We start from the raw sequence: 14,378 nt of genomic DNA, 5'->3' as shown, positions 1-14,378 counted from the left end.
AAAGGTCACATACACCAGCAAACAGCAGCAGACCTGCAACTTGTGAAATTACTATTGTTAAACAATTAAAAACAAATAAATCATCAGTTCATTAAAAACCCTTTTTGAGACACATGAAGACATATCTTGTATTGTTAGGCCTGCTGGCAGTGACCATGTATAGTTGTACGAACAAGGAAGCCGCGGCGCCGGACACAGGTCCGGAACCGAGCGGTTGCGATGCGGTAGTGATCAATAGTTCGGATGTATATGCCACGATCTCTTCCAGGTGCACCAGTTGTCATAGCGGACCTACTGCGCCGCTTGGAGCCGATTTTTCCACCAAGGCCAAGTTCGTAAGCTTTGTATCTGCCAATACTACCATCTTCCGCCTGCGGGTACTGAGCGCCCAGGCAGATATGCCTCCCGGCGGACAGCTGAGGCAAAGTTTACGGGATTCCATCAGTTGCTGGATAGACAAAGGATTGCCGGAGTAACAGCCATTGGCCATTGGAGCGATTTACACTAAAATTTTTTGTACGCATGAAACGAATGCTTTTAATCCTGGGTATAGTACTGGGAACAGTGAATGTTTTTGCGCAGGACATCTACTCCTGCCGTAATGCCAGTTTTTCCTTCTTTTCATCCGCACCAATGGAGGATATCGAAGCTAAAACAGATAAAGGCGTTTCTGCCATCAACCTGAAAACCGGGGCCGTGTACTTCAAAGTGCCTGTGAACACTTTTCAGTTCCGGAAAAAGCTGATGCAGGAGCACTTTAATGAAAACTACCTGGAAACGGATAAGTATCCCTATGCGGAGTTCAAAGGAAAAGTGGTGGAGCCGGATGCGGCAAACCTTAGCAAAGACGGCACACACGACGTAATGGTGGAAGGCGTGTTGTCACTACATGGAGTAGACAAGACCTACCGGGAAAAAGGCACCATTACAGTGCAGAACGGACAGGTTATTTCTGCTTCCAAATTCAATGTAAAACTGGCAGATCACAAGATAAAAATACCTACTCTGGTGATCAAGAATATAGCCGAGGTAGTAGAAGTAACAGTAAAGGCAACCTATGCCAGGTAAGCCGGCTGCTGTTGTTCGCTACCCGTACCTTTTCATATTTAATAACAATTCATCTGCTATACAAACCAAAGATCTATGAAGGCGATAAGTCTGTTACTGATAAGCTGCGGCCTGTGCATCACCAGCCAGGCGCAAGACGATCTGAGCACAATGTTCAAGGATTCCACCGGCCACCAGCCGGTGATCGGCACTTTTAAATCGACCCGGATCATTATGGGGCATTCTAATGAGACCCTGAAAAAGCACGAGCTGGATTTCAGGGTAGCGCACCGCTTTGGAGATGCCGGGGGCTCTTTTGGCGGCGGTAAGACCGCTTTTGGCCTGGATAACTCTACCGACATCCGGATCGCTTTTGAATATGGCATCACAGACGACCTCATGATCGGCATCAGCCGGGCAAAAGGATCGGGAGACCTGACGCAGATATTTGAAGGCCTGGCCAAGTACAGGATACTGAAACAAACAACGGATGATCATATACCTGTATCATTGACCGTATTTGGCAATGTTACCGTAAGCACAATGTCGTCCAACGATGATGCCACTTCGCCTTCGCATTTTGACGAGTTCACCGACCGTATGACTTACGTAGGGCAGGCCATCCTGGCCCGTAAATTCGGGGAAAGGCTCTCGCTTACCTTATCTCCCACCTACGTACACCGTAACCGTGTGGGTTATATGGATCAGAACAATATGTTCGCACTGGGGGGCAGCGGACGGGTGAAGCTGTCTAAAAGGCTGGCTTTTATTGCTGAATATTACTACCCTTTCCGCAGCCAGAGCAGCAAGGATTATTACAAGTCGCAGGGTGTTGAGTTCTTCAACCCGCTGGGCGCCGGACTTGAAATAGAGACCGGAGGTCACGTGTTTAGTGTTAACTTTACGAACTCCACGGCCATACTTGAAAACCAGTTCATACCTGAAACACGGTCATCCTGGTTACAGGGACAGTTCCGTTGGGGTTTCAACATTTCACGGAGATTTTCGCTATTCGGTAAAAAAGATTGGAAAAAATAAGGTGCCGTATTAAAGAACATTCCTGGCTTGCCCGGAGGGCGGCCCATCAACTGGGCGCCCCCCGGGTAGCCATTGTATTTGGCCATACCATACACCTGCACGGGGTAAACCGGCAGGAATTCCTGTGGGATGAAGCCTGGGTGAGGCATGAAGTTTGTCATGTAAAGCAATACAGGCATTACGGCTTTCTGCGCTTTATATGGCTGTACCTGCTGGAGTACTGGCGCTGTGGCTACCGGCAAAACCGCTTTGAAGTGGCGGCCAGGGAAGCCGAAAAGGATGAGGGGATGATCACCGGCGTTGAGTTTGTGTAGCGGCGCTTAACGGCTGTTAATTAATGTTAAAGGGTGGTTAAAGTGTGTCGGTATAACACATAAATTTTAGCCCGACTGGATTTATTTTCCTTATTTTTACGTTAAAGGAAAGGTTCTTATGGTAAAAAAGGTTACAGAAGGTATCACGATCAGCGTGGAGACATTCTACCAGCCTGATTATTCCAATCCCGTTGGAAGCGAGTACATGTTTGCCTACCGCATTACTATAGAGAACAACAATACCTTCCCTATCAAGCTTCTTCGCCGGCACTGGTATATTATAGACTCCAACGGTACGCACCGTGAAGTGGAGGGAGAGGGCGTAGTGGGCGTTCAGCCTTTACTGGCCCCCGGGGAAAGCTACCAGTATGTTTCCGGTTCAAATCTCCGCACAGAGATCGGTAAAATGTATGGTACTTACCAGATGGAGAATCAACTGAACAAGAAGCTGTTTGAGGTGAAGATACCTGAGTTCCAGATGGTAGTGCCTTTCAAACTGAATTAGCAGCGTTCAGCTGTTAGCCATTAGCTGTTAACCATCGCAGCGAATATCCCCTTTTCACGAACCGCTCCATCTTCTATTATCTTGGTCTGTACTTAGCTTCGTTGAATATTTCCGCCAGATTTTTATTTTCCATTAATTGTTGCAGGGACAGCTCCGGATGTTTGTCCATGTAGCTTTTTATGATCTGTAAGCCCACAAAATAACCGATACGGCCGGGAGCGCCTGCGGGCATACCCTGCGTGGTGGGGCCATCGCCCATGAAGTGCATGGCTTCCTGCCAGTCTGATTTGTACAACAGTTCGTTCTGTATAAAGTATTGCCAGATCATGCGTTCATTTTCGTGGCAGAATTCCAGCTGCTCTTTCGTATAGCCGAGCCTGATGGTATCCGGTATTTCGGGTAATATTTGTTCCAGCAGGTATTGCTGTTTGCCAGCCGCCACCATTTGTTCTACCAGCCTGGAGCCGGGAGCGGGCAGCGGGTAACGCTGCTGCGCCAGCGCCTGAATGGAGTTGGTGCTGATGTATTCGGGAGAAAAGCGGCGTACCATATAGGCCGGGTAATCAGGCAGGCTTGCATATACCGGGAAATCGCTGCCCAGGTACATATCCAGGCCTATGCCCAGTATCGTGTCTATTGTTACTGCTCCGTAATTGCCGATGGCTGAGATAAAGCTTACTACCCGGGGCACTTTAAAATCCGGAAAATAATATTTCATATAGCGGAAGCCCTGGGCCAGCTCTTTTTCCAGCGGTGCAAGGTTGGGAAACTTCTGCTGAACCGTTTCCTGCAGGAAGCGGAAGTCTTTGTGGGTGAGCAGCATCCGCATTTGCAAAGGGATCTGCCGGGCACTGTCATTATAAGCGCCAAATTCCATGATATGCTCCACATAGGCAGGCAGAAATACCGGGTAACGCGCCTGCAGGGATTGCAGGCCTTCTGCCACATGGCTGGTATCTATTTGTATCAGGTCCTGGTCAAAGCGGGCTACGCTAACGGTAACCGGTATATGGCTAACATCCGGCACTTTTTTACGTGATTTACAGGCAGCGTATGTTATCAGCAGCAATACAGCCAGCCAGCATGAACCCGAAATTTTATTGATGTACCTTTGCATCGTTTTTATTAATGACGGGTAAAAATATCATTACCTTGTATTAAAAAAAAGAAAATTATGAGAAAGGCAGTTTGGATACTGGCATTATTGGGCATAGGAATGGCAGCAAAGGCACAGCAGCGGTTTTCAATGGACAGGGTAAGGCTGGGTTTTAAACTGGATCCTGCCATATCCATTCTGAACCCGCAGGATGCAGGGGCCAATCGTACAGGAACACGCCTGGGTCTGAGCTATGGCCTGATGGTAGATTTTTTGCTGAATGACGAAGGCAACTACGCTTTTGCCACCGGCCTGCAGATCAGTATGGGCGGCAGCACATTAAAATACGACGCAGGAAAAGGGCTGGACCGCTTCAAAACGAACCCTACCGAATATGTGATGAAGCTGCAGCATATTGAAATACCCGCCAGCATCAAACTCAAGACCACCGCTTATAACGGCATAGCATTCTGGGGACAGTTTGGCACGTACCTTGGATTCCCGATCCGGGGCCGGGCCAACGTAACCAGCCTGGATCAGCGTTACGAAAAGGAGAACATCCTGAGCAGCATCAGTAAAATAAACGCAGGCCTCTTACTGGGCGCGGGTATAGAATATCCCCTGGGCGAAAGGCTGACAGCGCTGATAGGACTGGGTTACCAGAACGGTTTTGTAGATGTTACCCGCAATTCAAGGTGGGATGACGGCAAAGTAAACCTGAACGGCTTTGCCCTGAGATTAGGCATGTACTTTTAAATTTTTGATATGAAGATTGTACTGGCGCAGCAGAATTACCACATCGGCAATTTTGAACTGAATACGGAAAAGATCATCAGCGGCATACAGGAAGCCATTGCCATGGGGGCAGACCTGGTTGTATTCTCTGAATTGTGCGTATGCGGTTATCCCCCCAGGGATTTCCTGGAATTTGAGGATTTTATTACCAAATGTTACGCCGCCATCGATACCATTAAAGCGCATACAGACCGTATAGCCGTTATTGTAGGCGCGCCGGCCCGCAACCCCCAGCGTGAAGGTAAAGACCTGTTCAATGCTGCATGGTTCCTGCATGAACAGGAGGTAAAGCATGTGGTGCACAAAACCCTGCTGCCCACCTACGATGTATTTGATGAGTACCGTTATTTTGAACCGGCATATGAGTGGAACGTGATTCCCTTCAAGGGAAAGAAACTGGCCCTCACTATTTGCGAAGATATCTGGAACCTGGGTGATAACCCCCTGTACCGTATCTGCCCCATGGATCAGCTGATTCTGCAGCAGCCCGATGTGATGATCAATATTTCTGCCAGTCCCTTTGACTATGATCATGACCAGGATCGTAAGGAGATCATCCGCGCCAATGTACTGAAGTATAAACTGCCGATGCTGTACAGCTGTACCGTAGGCTCGCAGACAGAGATCGTGTTTGACGGCGGATCGCTGATCTTTGACGCGCAGGGAAATATTGTGAAAGAGATGCCTTATTTCCAGGAAGCCCTGCAGCTGGTAGAGCTGGATGACCTGGTGAATTCCAGGCAGCCGGCGCCTGTGGTGCAGCACACGCCAATACGCGAACTGGTGTTTGATTATAACATTGACCGTATTTATAATGCGCTGGTATTGGGTATCCGCGATTATTTCGGGAAGATGGGCTTTACAAAAGCCATTGTAGCATCATCAGGAGGGATAGACAGCGCTGTTACACTGGCCATTGCCTGCGAGGCGCTGGGTAAGGATAATGTAAGGGCCGTGCTGATGCCTTCGCCTTATTCTACAGAACACTCGGTAGATGATGCCGTGGCCCTGTCAGAGAGCCTGGGTAATCCCTACGATACCATCCGCATCAATGGTATCTACCAGAGCTTCCTGGATGCGCTGGAGCCTTATTTTAAAGGCCTGCCCTTCAATGTGGCGGAAGAGAATACCCAGTCGCGCATCAGGGGGAACCTGGTGATGGCCCTTGCCAACAAGTTTGGTTACATTTTGCTGAACACTTCCAACAAAAGTGAGCTTAGCACCGGCTACGGCACGTTGTACGGCGATATGGCCGGTGGCCTGTCTGTGCTGGGAGACGTGTATAAAATGCAGGTATATGCCCTTGCCCGGTACATAAACCGGGACAAAGAGATCATCCCTGTCAATATCATAGAAAAGGCGCCATCGGCTGAGCTGCGGCCCAATCAGAAAGATTCTGACAGCCTGCCTGATTACGCGGTACTGGACAGGATATTGTACCAGTACATTGAACGACGGCAAGGCCCCCGGGAGATCATTTCCCAGGGTTTTGACCCGCAGCTGGTAGCCCGTACGCTGAAGCTGGTGAACACCAATGAGTATAAACGTAACCAGTTCTGCCCCATCATACGGGTATCTTCCAAGGCATTCGGCGTGGGGAGAAGAGTGCCGATAGTTGGGAAATATTTGAGTTAAATGCTAGCTGCCAGCTATTAGCTATTGATTTTAGCTATTGGCTTTAAGAGAGCCATCTGTACAACAGCATACACTGGCAGCTAATAGCTAGCAGCTAAAAGCTAAATCCTAACCGCTGATTTATTTATCTTAGCGCAAAATTTGAATTAATGTTACAGGTTCCGTTCATTCGTCAAAACAAGGAATTAGTATTGGAGCGGCTGGCCCACAAGCAGTTCAGGGAACTGGGCCTGGTAGAAGAGGTACTGGCGCTGGATGACAGGCGCAAGCAGTTAACCCTCGCTTATGATGAAACGCAGGCGAAGATCAAGATAGCATCGGAAGAGATCGGGAAGCTGATGAAGCAGGGGCTGAAAGACGAAGCGGAACAGCGCAAGGCCACCGTAGCTGCACTGAAGGAACAGCAGGGGCCTATCAACGATCAATTGAACGAAACAGAGAAGCAACTGCACGATACGCTGATCAGACTGCCTAACCTGCCTGCCGCTATTGTGCCTGCAGGGAAAACACCGGAAGAGAACGTGGAAGTAAAGAGTGGAGGCGATAAACCTGCCTTGTCTGCTGATGCCGTACCTCACTGGGACCTGGCAAAGAAATATGACCTGATCGATTTTGAGCTGGGTAATAAGATCACCGGCAGTGGTTTCCCGGTTTACAAGAACAGGGGCGCCCGCCTGCAGCGTGCATTGATCCAGTATTTCCTGGACTATAATATCAGCAAAGGATATACGGAGTATCAGCCGCCTTACCTGGTAAATGCAGATACGGCCTATGGTACCGGTCAGCTGCCCGATAAGGAAGGCCAGATGTATTTTGTAGGTGAAGATAAACTGTACCTGATACCAACGGCTGAAGTGCCGGTAACCAACATTTACCGCGACGAGATATTAAAAGACAGTGAACTTCCCGTCAAAATGACTGCTTACACACCCTGTTTCCGCAGGGAAGCCGGTTCTTACGGTAAAGACGTAAGAGGCCTGAACCGCGTACACCAGTTTGATAAAGTGGAAGTGGTACAGCTGGTACATCCGGATAAATCATATGCTGCGCTGGATGAAATGGTGGCGCATGTAGAAGGCCTGGTACAGAGCTTAGGCTTACCTTACCGCATTTTACGCCTGTGTGGCGGTGATATGGGCTTTACTTCTGCGCTGACCTATGATTTTGAAGTGTATAGCGCAGCGCAGCAGAAGTGGCTGGAAGTAAGTTCTGTATCCAATTTTGAAGCATACCAGGCTAACCGCATGAAGATACGTTTTAAAGACAGCGGCGGTAAACCACAGCTGGTGCATACCCTGAACGGCAGCTCCCTGGCCTTGCCGCGTATACTGGCCTGTATACTGGAAAATAACCAGGCTGCAGATGGAATACATATACCACAGGTGCTGCAGCCTTATTTCGGGGCGGCAGTGATAGCGAATTGATAATTGATAATTAATAATGAAAGATCGTTGGACAAGTGCTGCAGGCATGGCCCAACGATTTTTTTATGAGACGGCTTTTGGTTTATTTTAACTTTTAAGCCAGGTTACCTTTACAGGATCCGGTGTATACACTGGAAACCTATAACACTATGCGCCCTTTACTATGTTATCTCCTCCTGGGAGCTATAACGCTGGTTGCCTGCCAGGCCAATATGGAAAAACGGGTCAATGCCAGCGAACCTGCTGCAGCCTACGAAATCGCGGCAGATTCCACACAGTTCTCCAACGACATTGCAGCGCTAAACTCCCCTTCCAGGAAAAGGATACGAACGGCGGATGTACGATGCCGCGTAAACAATGTATTCAATGCTACCGCAGCACTGGAACAGGCCGTATTAAGTATGAATGGCGTAATAGTGGAGAGTACGATGCGTAATTCCTTTGGCCGCCTGAGTGAAGCGCCTTACAGCGCAGATTCGATGAAACGCATACAACTGTACACCCCTACCGCCTACCTTACTTTGCGGGTACCCGCAGCCGGCCTTGATTCCATTGTTCGTATCCTTACCGCTATGTCTTCTTTTATTGAGCACCGTACGCTGAAGGAGCAGGACAAAACGCTGGATTATCTTTCCAATGCATTAAAGAATAAAGACACTGAAAAGAATGCCGACCAGCTGAGCCCCGGGAAAAACAGTACACCGCTGGATGTAGCAGCTTACCAGGATGCGAAACGAAACGTGGCCATTGACCGCAGGATCATTAACCTGGGTATCCTGGATGATGTAAACTATGCTACTTTTTCCGTACAGCTTTTTCAACCGGAGGTAGCAGACATACAGGTAGTGGTAGACCCGGGGAAAGTGGTGCGTGCAGGCTTTGGAGCCGAGTTGCTGAGTGCAGCTGGCGATGGTGTGGAGATCTTCCGGAATGTATTTATTTTCCTGCTGCGTTTATGGCCCTTCTGGATAGCAGGCGCCGCGGGCTGGTATTTGTACAGGCGGAAGTGGGGCAATGTAAGCGTTAAATAACAACAAAATTCTTGGTATTTTACAGGTATGCGCCATTTCTTATCCAACGGACAGGTATTGTTGATCCGTCCCGCCAGTGAGGCAGATGCACCAGCATTACTGGCCAATTTCAGGCAGATCACACTTGAGACGGATTTCCTGTTGTCCACTCCGGCAGAAGCACAGGCCATAGACCTGCATGCAGAACAACAATTCATCGCTTCATTCGGAGATAACACCCGGCATTTATTGCTGGTGGCAGAAGCCGGCGGACAAATAGTAGGCTCGGTGAGTGTACGGCAGGGCGGCTTTCGGAAGCAGCATCATATGGGAGAGATGGGTATTGCCGTACAGCATGCTTACCGGAACCTCGGAATAGGCCGCCGTTTGATGACGGCTATGTTACGCTGGGCAGAGGCGCACCCTTTTATCACGATCATTTATTTCAACGTAATGGCCAACAATGAAAAAGCCATACAGCTATACCGTAACTTTGATTTTATGGAATGCGGGCGTTTGCCCGGCGGGATCCATCAGCCAGATGGCAGTTATTCAGACCTTGTGATGATGTATAAGAAAATAAAATAGTGGACAGTGATTTAACCAATACTATGCAAACCTACACAGGGAAATACTATAACGGACAGACCGATGCCGCCGTGGATGCGGACATAACGTTAACGGCTAAGCAAATTACCATCACTATCCGAAATGCTGCGGACGCCGCCAGGCAGGTGCACTGGTTCTGGGAGCAGGTAAGGCAGGTCAAAGGTGAAGCAGGCACCGTGCTGGAATATCCCGGTTACCCTTTACAGCGCATTACCGTACACGCACTCACTTTTGCAGATGCAGCGGCATTTTACCTGGAGCGTAAAAAGAAGCCCGGCTTTTTTGCCAATAAAGGAAAGCTGCTTGTTGTCTCCATATTCCTGTTCCTGGTCACTGTACTATTGCTGGCATATTTGTGGTTCATACCTTTCCTGGCCGTTCGTATTGCCAATAATGTGCCCGTTAGTTACGAGGAAAAACTGGGGCAAAGCAGTTATGACGCCCTGATCAAAGAATACAGGATAAAGCCCGAAGCAACAAAGCTGGTGAATGAATTTTTCGGGCAGATGAAAGTGCAAACGCCTTATTCGGTAGAGATCACCGTGGTGGAGGATAAGCAGTCAAATGCCTTTGCGTTGCCGGGCGGACATATTATCGTGTATGACCACCTGCTGCAGAACATGCAACACTACGAGGAGCTGGCTGCATTGTTATCGCATGAGTATGCGCATATTGAAAAGAAGCACACTACCAAAACGATCTTCCGCAGCATGGGCACCTATATGCTTATTTCCCTGCTGTTTGGCGACCTGGGAGGTGCGGGCGCCGTGGTGGTAGAAAATGCCAACAGCCTGAAAAGTTTGCAATATTCACGCCGCCTGGAGAAAGAAGCGGACCTTTACGGATTACAGCTGTTGCAGGAAAGGCATATCGATCCCCGCGGGTTTGAGTGGCTGTTCAATACCCTTAAACAGGGTAACAGCCTGCAGCCTTCCGAATGGCTCAGCAGCCATCCCGATTTGAACAACCGCATCCGGTATATTAACCGGGAGATGCAGCCAGGCCCGGCTATCACCGATAGCACTTTGTTGCGTATCTTTATATCATTAAAACAGTAAGATGCAACGATATGACCGCCAGATAAGACTGGAAGGATTTGGAGAAGAAAAACAGCGGCAGCTGGGCGCATCCAGCGCGCTGGTAATTGGCGCCGGAGGCCTTGGCGTACCGGTGCTGCAATACCTGACCGCCATGGGAATTGGTAAGGTGGGCATCGTGGAGCAGGATAATGTTTCCATCACTAACCTGCAACGCCAGGTGATCTATACCATGGAGGACGAAGGTAAGCCCAAGCTACAGGCTGCCGTAAAGCGCCTGCAGCAACTGAACCCGGAAGTGGATTTTGTACAGCATCCTGATTTCCTCATGCCGGGAAATGCTTTGGATGTGATTGCGCCCTACGATATCGTAATAGACTGTACAGATAATTTCGGTACCCGCTACCTGGTGAATGACGCCTGCGTAATACTGAACAAACCTTTTATATACGGCGCTATTTACAAGTACGAAGGGCAGGTAAGCGTATTCAACTACAAGGGCAGCGCTACTTACCGCTGCCTGTTCCCCGAAGCGCCGCAGGCAGGTGATATGCTCAACTGCAGTGAGATAGGCGTGCTGGGCGTGCTGCCCGGCATTGTTGGCACCTACCAGGCCAATGAAGCGGTGAAAGTGCTTTGCGGCATTGGTGTGCCGCTGGCTAACCAGCTGTTAACGATCGATACCTTATACAACACCCATCATATTTTTGAAGTAAAGCCTGTACCCGGCAATCACAGTATCGAAGCCCTGCTGCCGGATTATGAACAGGGCCTTTGCAATACCCGCAGTGTACAAAGCCTTAGCGTGCAGCAGCTGCAGCAATGGCTGGATACGGGTAAACAGTTCCGCTTGCTGGATGTACGTGAAATGGATGAATGGGAGATCTGCCATATTCCGCAGGCCAGTCATATACCCATGCGGGCTGTTATGAACGCTTTACCGCAGTTACAGTTGTCGCCCGGCACGCCGGTAGTGATATTGTGCCATCATGGTATGCGCAGCCTGATGGTGGCGCAGCAGCTGGCGGCGGCGGGTTTTGACGCAGTGTATAATGTGGAAGGAGGGATACATGCCTGGGCGCAGGAGATAGATGAGGAGATGATGACATATTAGCAGAAGTTTGAGGAGTTGGGACTATGAAAGAGATGTAAAAAACAAGAAGACAGTGACAAAGAAGAACCGGCAGCCGTAATTGATTACCCCCCTATCTCCGACATACTCACCATACGCTCATTATCCGATTCCGCTTCAAATCCATTGGCAAAACGGCGATGGATAGCCTGCTGTAACTCCTGCATCAGGTGTGCATCTGTTGCGCCTGCACGAAGCAGGTCTCTCACATTAATGGCATCTTTTCCATAGAGGCAGGTTTTCAGTCCCCCGGTGGGCGTAATACGAATGCGGTTACAGCTGCCGCAGAAAGTACGGCTGTAAGCGGGTATCACGCCTATCTGCCCCTGGTGACCGGGAACATGGTAGTTGATGGAAGTGGCATGGGGCGCATCCGCTATTTTTTCCATGGGGTATGCCGCGCGGATGGTATTCAGTATATGTTCATAGTTCCACAGCGGTCCGGAGAAGGTCTTGCCATGGCCATTAAAAGGCATTTCTTCTATAAAGCGAACCCCAACCGGGTAATCACGGGTAAGGGCCGCAAAATCCAGTAATTCCCCCGTATTTACACCATCCATGACCACTACATTGATCTTCACTTTCATATTATGTTCCAGCAGGGCATGGAAGGTGGCCATCACGGCCTCAAATTCATCACGGAATGTGATCTGTTTGAATTTGTCGCGCTGGAGGGTGTCCAGGCTCAGGTTAATGTTGCGGATACCGAGGGACTGCAAAGCGGGGATGAAGGAGCGGGTTAATACGCCGTTGGTGGTAATGGAGATCTGTTCTATACCGGGGGTAGCAGACAGCTTTTCGAGCAGGTGCAGGAGGTCTTTCCGGAGGAAAGGCTCACCACCGGTGATGCGCACTTTACTTACGCCCCGGGCAGCCAGCAGCTGCATCAGGTGGAGGATCTCCTCGTAGCTGAGCAGCTCACGGCGTTGCAGGAACTGCATATGTTCAGGCATACAGTAGGTGCAGCGCAGGTTGCAGCGGTCAGTAACCGCCAGCCTAACGTAGTTGATCGTCCTGTTGTGCGCGTCTTTCAGCATTCCATTCAGCAGTTTTGCCCCGCCAGGGGATTATCGAAAGCCTGGCTTTCGTCTTCATCGCGTTGGGTAAGGCATTTAAAATCTTTTTCCACCAGTATGGTAAGCCGGGAACCGTCTGCATTGGGCAGTTCCGCTTCGATGCCTACCTGGTCTGTTTCAGTCCATTGCTTTACCTGCTGTTGTGGTAGGGAGAGATGGAGGCCGAAGGCTTCCAGCTTAACGGCGGCGTTGGCAATATCTTTGGCCTTTATACAGAAATGCAGGGCCTGTGCCCCTATTGTGGTGTCCGCATCTATTTTCCCGGTCTGCTGCAGGGCGTTAACGTCCTGCTTATCGAGCCGGTAACGGATGGTATTTCCCCTGATCCTGATCTTCATGTGTGCAATACTCCTTGATATTCAAAAATACTATTTTAGACAGGGTATATTGTAGTTTTAATGCAATAATTTGCAGTAGCGTATGAAAGTGTTATTATTTGGCATAGCAAAAGATATTGCCGGCGCCCCGGTGATCCAGGTGGATACGCCGGTTACGCAGGTTGCAGGCCTGCGGGAGTACCTGTACGGGCGGTATCCGCGTTTGCGGGAGCTGCGCTCCTGCATGATAGCCGTGAACAAAGTTTATGCTGCAGACGGCGACGCCCTGCAGCCGGGAGATGAAATAGCCGTAATACCGCCGGTAAGCGGAGGATGACCTATGGACTTACTAGTACAAATAAAAGACAGTATCACCGTTCAGGAAGCGGTTGATTTTGTACAGTCGCCCTCCTGCGGGGGAGTGGCCGTATTCATCGGTACCGTCAGGAATGAAACCAGGGGCAAAAGCGTACAGAAGCTTTATTTTGAGTGCTATACGCCCATGGCGCTGTCGGAAATGGAAAAAATTGCCCGCCACATTCAACAGGAAATGGGCATTCAACGAATAGCCATTTTACATGTAAGCGGAGAAAAGCTGCCGGGTGAGACCGTGGTAGTGATAGCCGCCGCAGCACCACACCGGGGGGCTGCATTTACCGCCTGCCAGTATGCAATAGATACCCTGAAGGAAACGGTTCCCATCTGGAAGAAGGAATATTTTGAAGATGGAGAAGTATGGGTAGCAGCCCATCCGTAATACTGCATTAAGCCTTTAGCGTCTTAATAGCTTCCTGCATTTCTTCCGGCGTATTGGCATTGAATTGCTCCCCTGCATAGGGATTTTCCAACACTTGTATATCGGTTTGTAATAAGGCTTTACGCGGGCAGGATTTGCCTGCTGCAACACTTTGTGCCAGCACTTCCAGTCCGCGGGGCTCCCATATGGCAATTAAAGGCTCAGGAAGATGGTTGACCGGGCTGATGAAGGCGGTAGCAGCTTTTCCCGGGTTGCGGTGAGCTGCCAGGTATTCCAGGCTCTGGTGGCTGATCAGGGGAAGATCGCAGGCAAGTACGAACCAGGCGGCATCCGGAAAGGCAGCGCTTGCGCTCAGCAGGCCGGTGGCAGGGCCCCCACCCCGAACGCTGTCAGTGATCAGGGGGGCCGCCTCGCTGAAAACAGCTGCCTGGTCAGGTCTGCAGGAGATATACACCTCCGGTACGATGCCTTTCAGCAGCGTTAGCAGGTATTGCCATTGCGGCATGCCGTGATAGGAGATACTGCTTTTATCCTGCTGCATGCGGGTACTGTAGCCGCCACATAATATGAGCCCTTTTAATTCCAT

General features: G+C 49.8%; 18 protein-coding genes. 14 read left to right on the top strand and 4 right to left on the bottom strand.

The window, feature by feature from the left end; genetic code table 11:
- Positions 1–113 precede the first annotated feature (113 nt).
- From Q0577_RS11585 to apaG, 5 genes are all read left to right on the top strand, one after another.
- Positions 114–476 (top strand): hypothetical protein, encoded by a 363-nt coding sequence (locus Q0577_RS11585; protein ID WP_298736327.1) that lies wholly within the window; start codon positions 114–116, stop codon positions 474–476.
- 46 nt (positions 477–522) lie between these two features.
- Complete coding sequence (locus tag Q0577_RS11580) at positions 523–1,068, top strand: YceI family protein (RefSeq protein WP_298736323.1); 546 nt, start codon at positions 523–525, stop codon at positions 1,066–1,068.
- 75 nt (positions 1,069–1,143) lie between these two features.
- The gene (locus Q0577_RS11575; RefSeq protein ID WP_298736320.1) at positions 1,144–2,085 is read left to right on the top strand and encodes a DUF5777 family beta-barrel protein; all 942 of its coding nucleotides are present in this window, start codon (positions 1,144–1,146) and stop codon (positions 2,083–2,085) included.
- Positions 2,073–2,399 carry a DUF4157 domain-containing protein gene (locus Q0577_RS11570; protein WP_298736317.1) on the top strand — a complete coding sequence of 109 codons (327 nt, stop codon included), beginning with the start codon at positions 2,073–2,075 and terminating at the stop codon, positions 2,397–2,399. The genes Q0577_RS11575 and Q0577_RS11570 overlap by 13 nt, the downstream gene beginning before the upstream one ends.
- Positions 2,400–2,517: 118 nt before the next feature.
- The gene (apaG, locus tag Q0577_RS11565; protein ID WP_149835907.1) at positions 2,518–2,904 is read left to right on the top strand and encodes a Co2+/Mg2+ efflux protein ApaG; all 387 of its coding nucleotides are present in this window, start codon (positions 2,518–2,520) and stop codon (positions 2,902–2,904) included.
- 76 nt (positions 2,905–2,980) lie between these two features.
- Here apaG and Q0577_RS11560 read toward each other — a convergent pair whose 3' ends face one another.
- Positions 2,981–4,021 (bottom strand): hypothetical protein, encoded by a 1,041-nt coding sequence (locus Q0577_RS11560; RefSeq protein ID WP_298736306.1) that lies wholly within the window; start codon positions 4,019–4,021, stop codon positions 2,981–2,983.
- Between the two features lie 57 nt (positions 4,022–4,078).
- On the opposite strand from Q0577_RS11560, the gene Q0577_RS11555 reads away from it, so the two are divergent.
- The 7 genes from Q0577_RS11555 (at position 4,079) to Q0577_RS11525 (ending at position 11,624) form a co-directional block, all read left to right on the top strand.
- Positions 4,079–4,756, top strand: coding sequence for a porin family protein (locus tag Q0577_RS11555; RefSeq protein ID WP_298736304.1), 678 nt, complete (start codon positions 4,079–4,081; stop codon positions 4,754–4,756).
- A gap of 9 nt (positions 4,757–4,765) precedes the next feature.
- Positions 4,766–6,430, top strand: coding sequence for an NAD+ synthase (locus Q0577_RS11550; RefSeq protein WP_298736300.1), 1,665 nt, complete (start codon positions 4,766–4,768; stop codon positions 6,428–6,430).
- 149 nt (positions 6,431–6,579) lie between these two features.
- Positions 6,580–7,854 (top strand): serine--tRNA ligase, encoded by a 1,275-nt coding sequence (gene serS, locus Q0577_RS11545; protein ID WP_298736297.1) that lies wholly within the window; start codon positions 6,580–6,582, stop codon positions 7,852–7,854.
- Positions 7,855–8,003: 149 nt separating this feature from the next.
- Positions 8,004–8,885 carry a DUF4349 domain-containing protein gene (locus Q0577_RS11540; RefSeq protein WP_298736295.1) on the top strand — a complete coding sequence of 294 codons (882 nt, stop codon included), beginning with the start codon at positions 8,004–8,006 and terminating at the stop codon, positions 8,883–8,885.
- A 27-nt stretch (positions 8,886–8,912) separates the two neighbouring features.
- The gene (locus tag Q0577_RS11535) at positions 8,913–9,452 is read left to right on the top strand and encodes a GNAT family N-acetyltransferase (RefSeq protein ID WP_298736293.1); all 540 of its coding nucleotides are present in this window, start codon (positions 8,913–8,915) and stop codon (positions 9,450–9,452) included.
- Between the two features lie 23 nt (positions 9,453–9,475).
- Positions 9,476–10,531 (top strand): M48 family metallopeptidase, encoded by a 1,056-nt coding sequence (locus Q0577_RS11530; protein WP_298736291.1) that lies wholly within the window; start codon positions 9,476–9,478, stop codon positions 10,529–10,531.
- Between the two features lies 1 nt (position 10,532).
- Entirely contained in the window at positions 10,533–11,624 is a 1,092-nt protein-coding gene (locus tag Q0577_RS11525) for a HesA/MoeB/ThiF family protein (protein ID WP_298736289.1), read from the top strand.
- Positions 11,625–11,707: 83 nt separating this feature from the next.
- Here the strand turns inward: Q0577_RS11525 and moaA are convergent, their stop codons facing one another.
- A complete protein-coding gene (moaA, locus tag Q0577_RS11520) occupies positions 11,708–12,679 on the bottom strand; it encodes a GTP 3',8-cyclase MoaA (protein ID WP_298736287.1) in 972 nt (323 codons plus the stop codon).
- Positions 12,680–12,684: 5 nt separating this feature from the next.
- Positions 12,685–13,056, bottom strand: coding sequence for a hypothetical protein (locus Q0577_RS11515; protein ID WP_298736285.1), 372 nt, complete (start codon positions 13,054–13,056; stop codon positions 12,685–12,687).
- Positions 13,057–13,138: 82 nt separating this feature from the next.
- Here Q0577_RS11515 and moaD point away from each other — a divergent pair, with 82 nt between their 5' ends.
- Positions 13,139–13,372 (top strand): molybdopterin converting factor subunit 1, encoded by a 234-nt coding sequence (gene moaD / locus Q0577_RS11510; RefSeq protein ID WP_298736283.1) that lies wholly within the window; start codon positions 13,139–13,141, stop codon positions 13,370–13,372.
- 3 nt (positions 13,373–13,375) lie between these two features.
- The gene (locus Q0577_RS11505) at positions 13,376–13,792 is read left to right on the top strand and encodes a molybdenum cofactor biosynthesis protein MoaE (RefSeq protein ID WP_298736280.1); all 417 of its coding nucleotides are present in this window, start codon (positions 13,376–13,378) and stop codon (positions 13,790–13,792) included.
- A 7-nt stretch (positions 13,793–13,799) separates the two neighbouring features.
- Here Q0577_RS11505 and Q0577_RS11500 read toward each other — a convergent pair whose 3' ends face one another.
- Positions 13,800–14,378 carry an NTP transferase domain-containing protein gene (locus tag Q0577_RS11500; protein ID WP_298736278.1) on the bottom strand — a complete coding sequence of 193 codons (579 nt, stop codon included), beginning with the start codon at positions 14,376–14,378 and terminating at the stop codon, positions 13,800–13,802.

The sequence above is a fragment of the uncultured Chitinophaga sp. genome, from assembly GCF_937898475.1.
GTDB lineage: Bacteria > Bacteroidota > Bacteroidia > Chitinophagales > Chitinophagaceae > Chitinophaga.
Note: the sequence above shows the minus strand (reverse complement) of the source record. Positions and strands in the feature narration are given on the sequence as shown.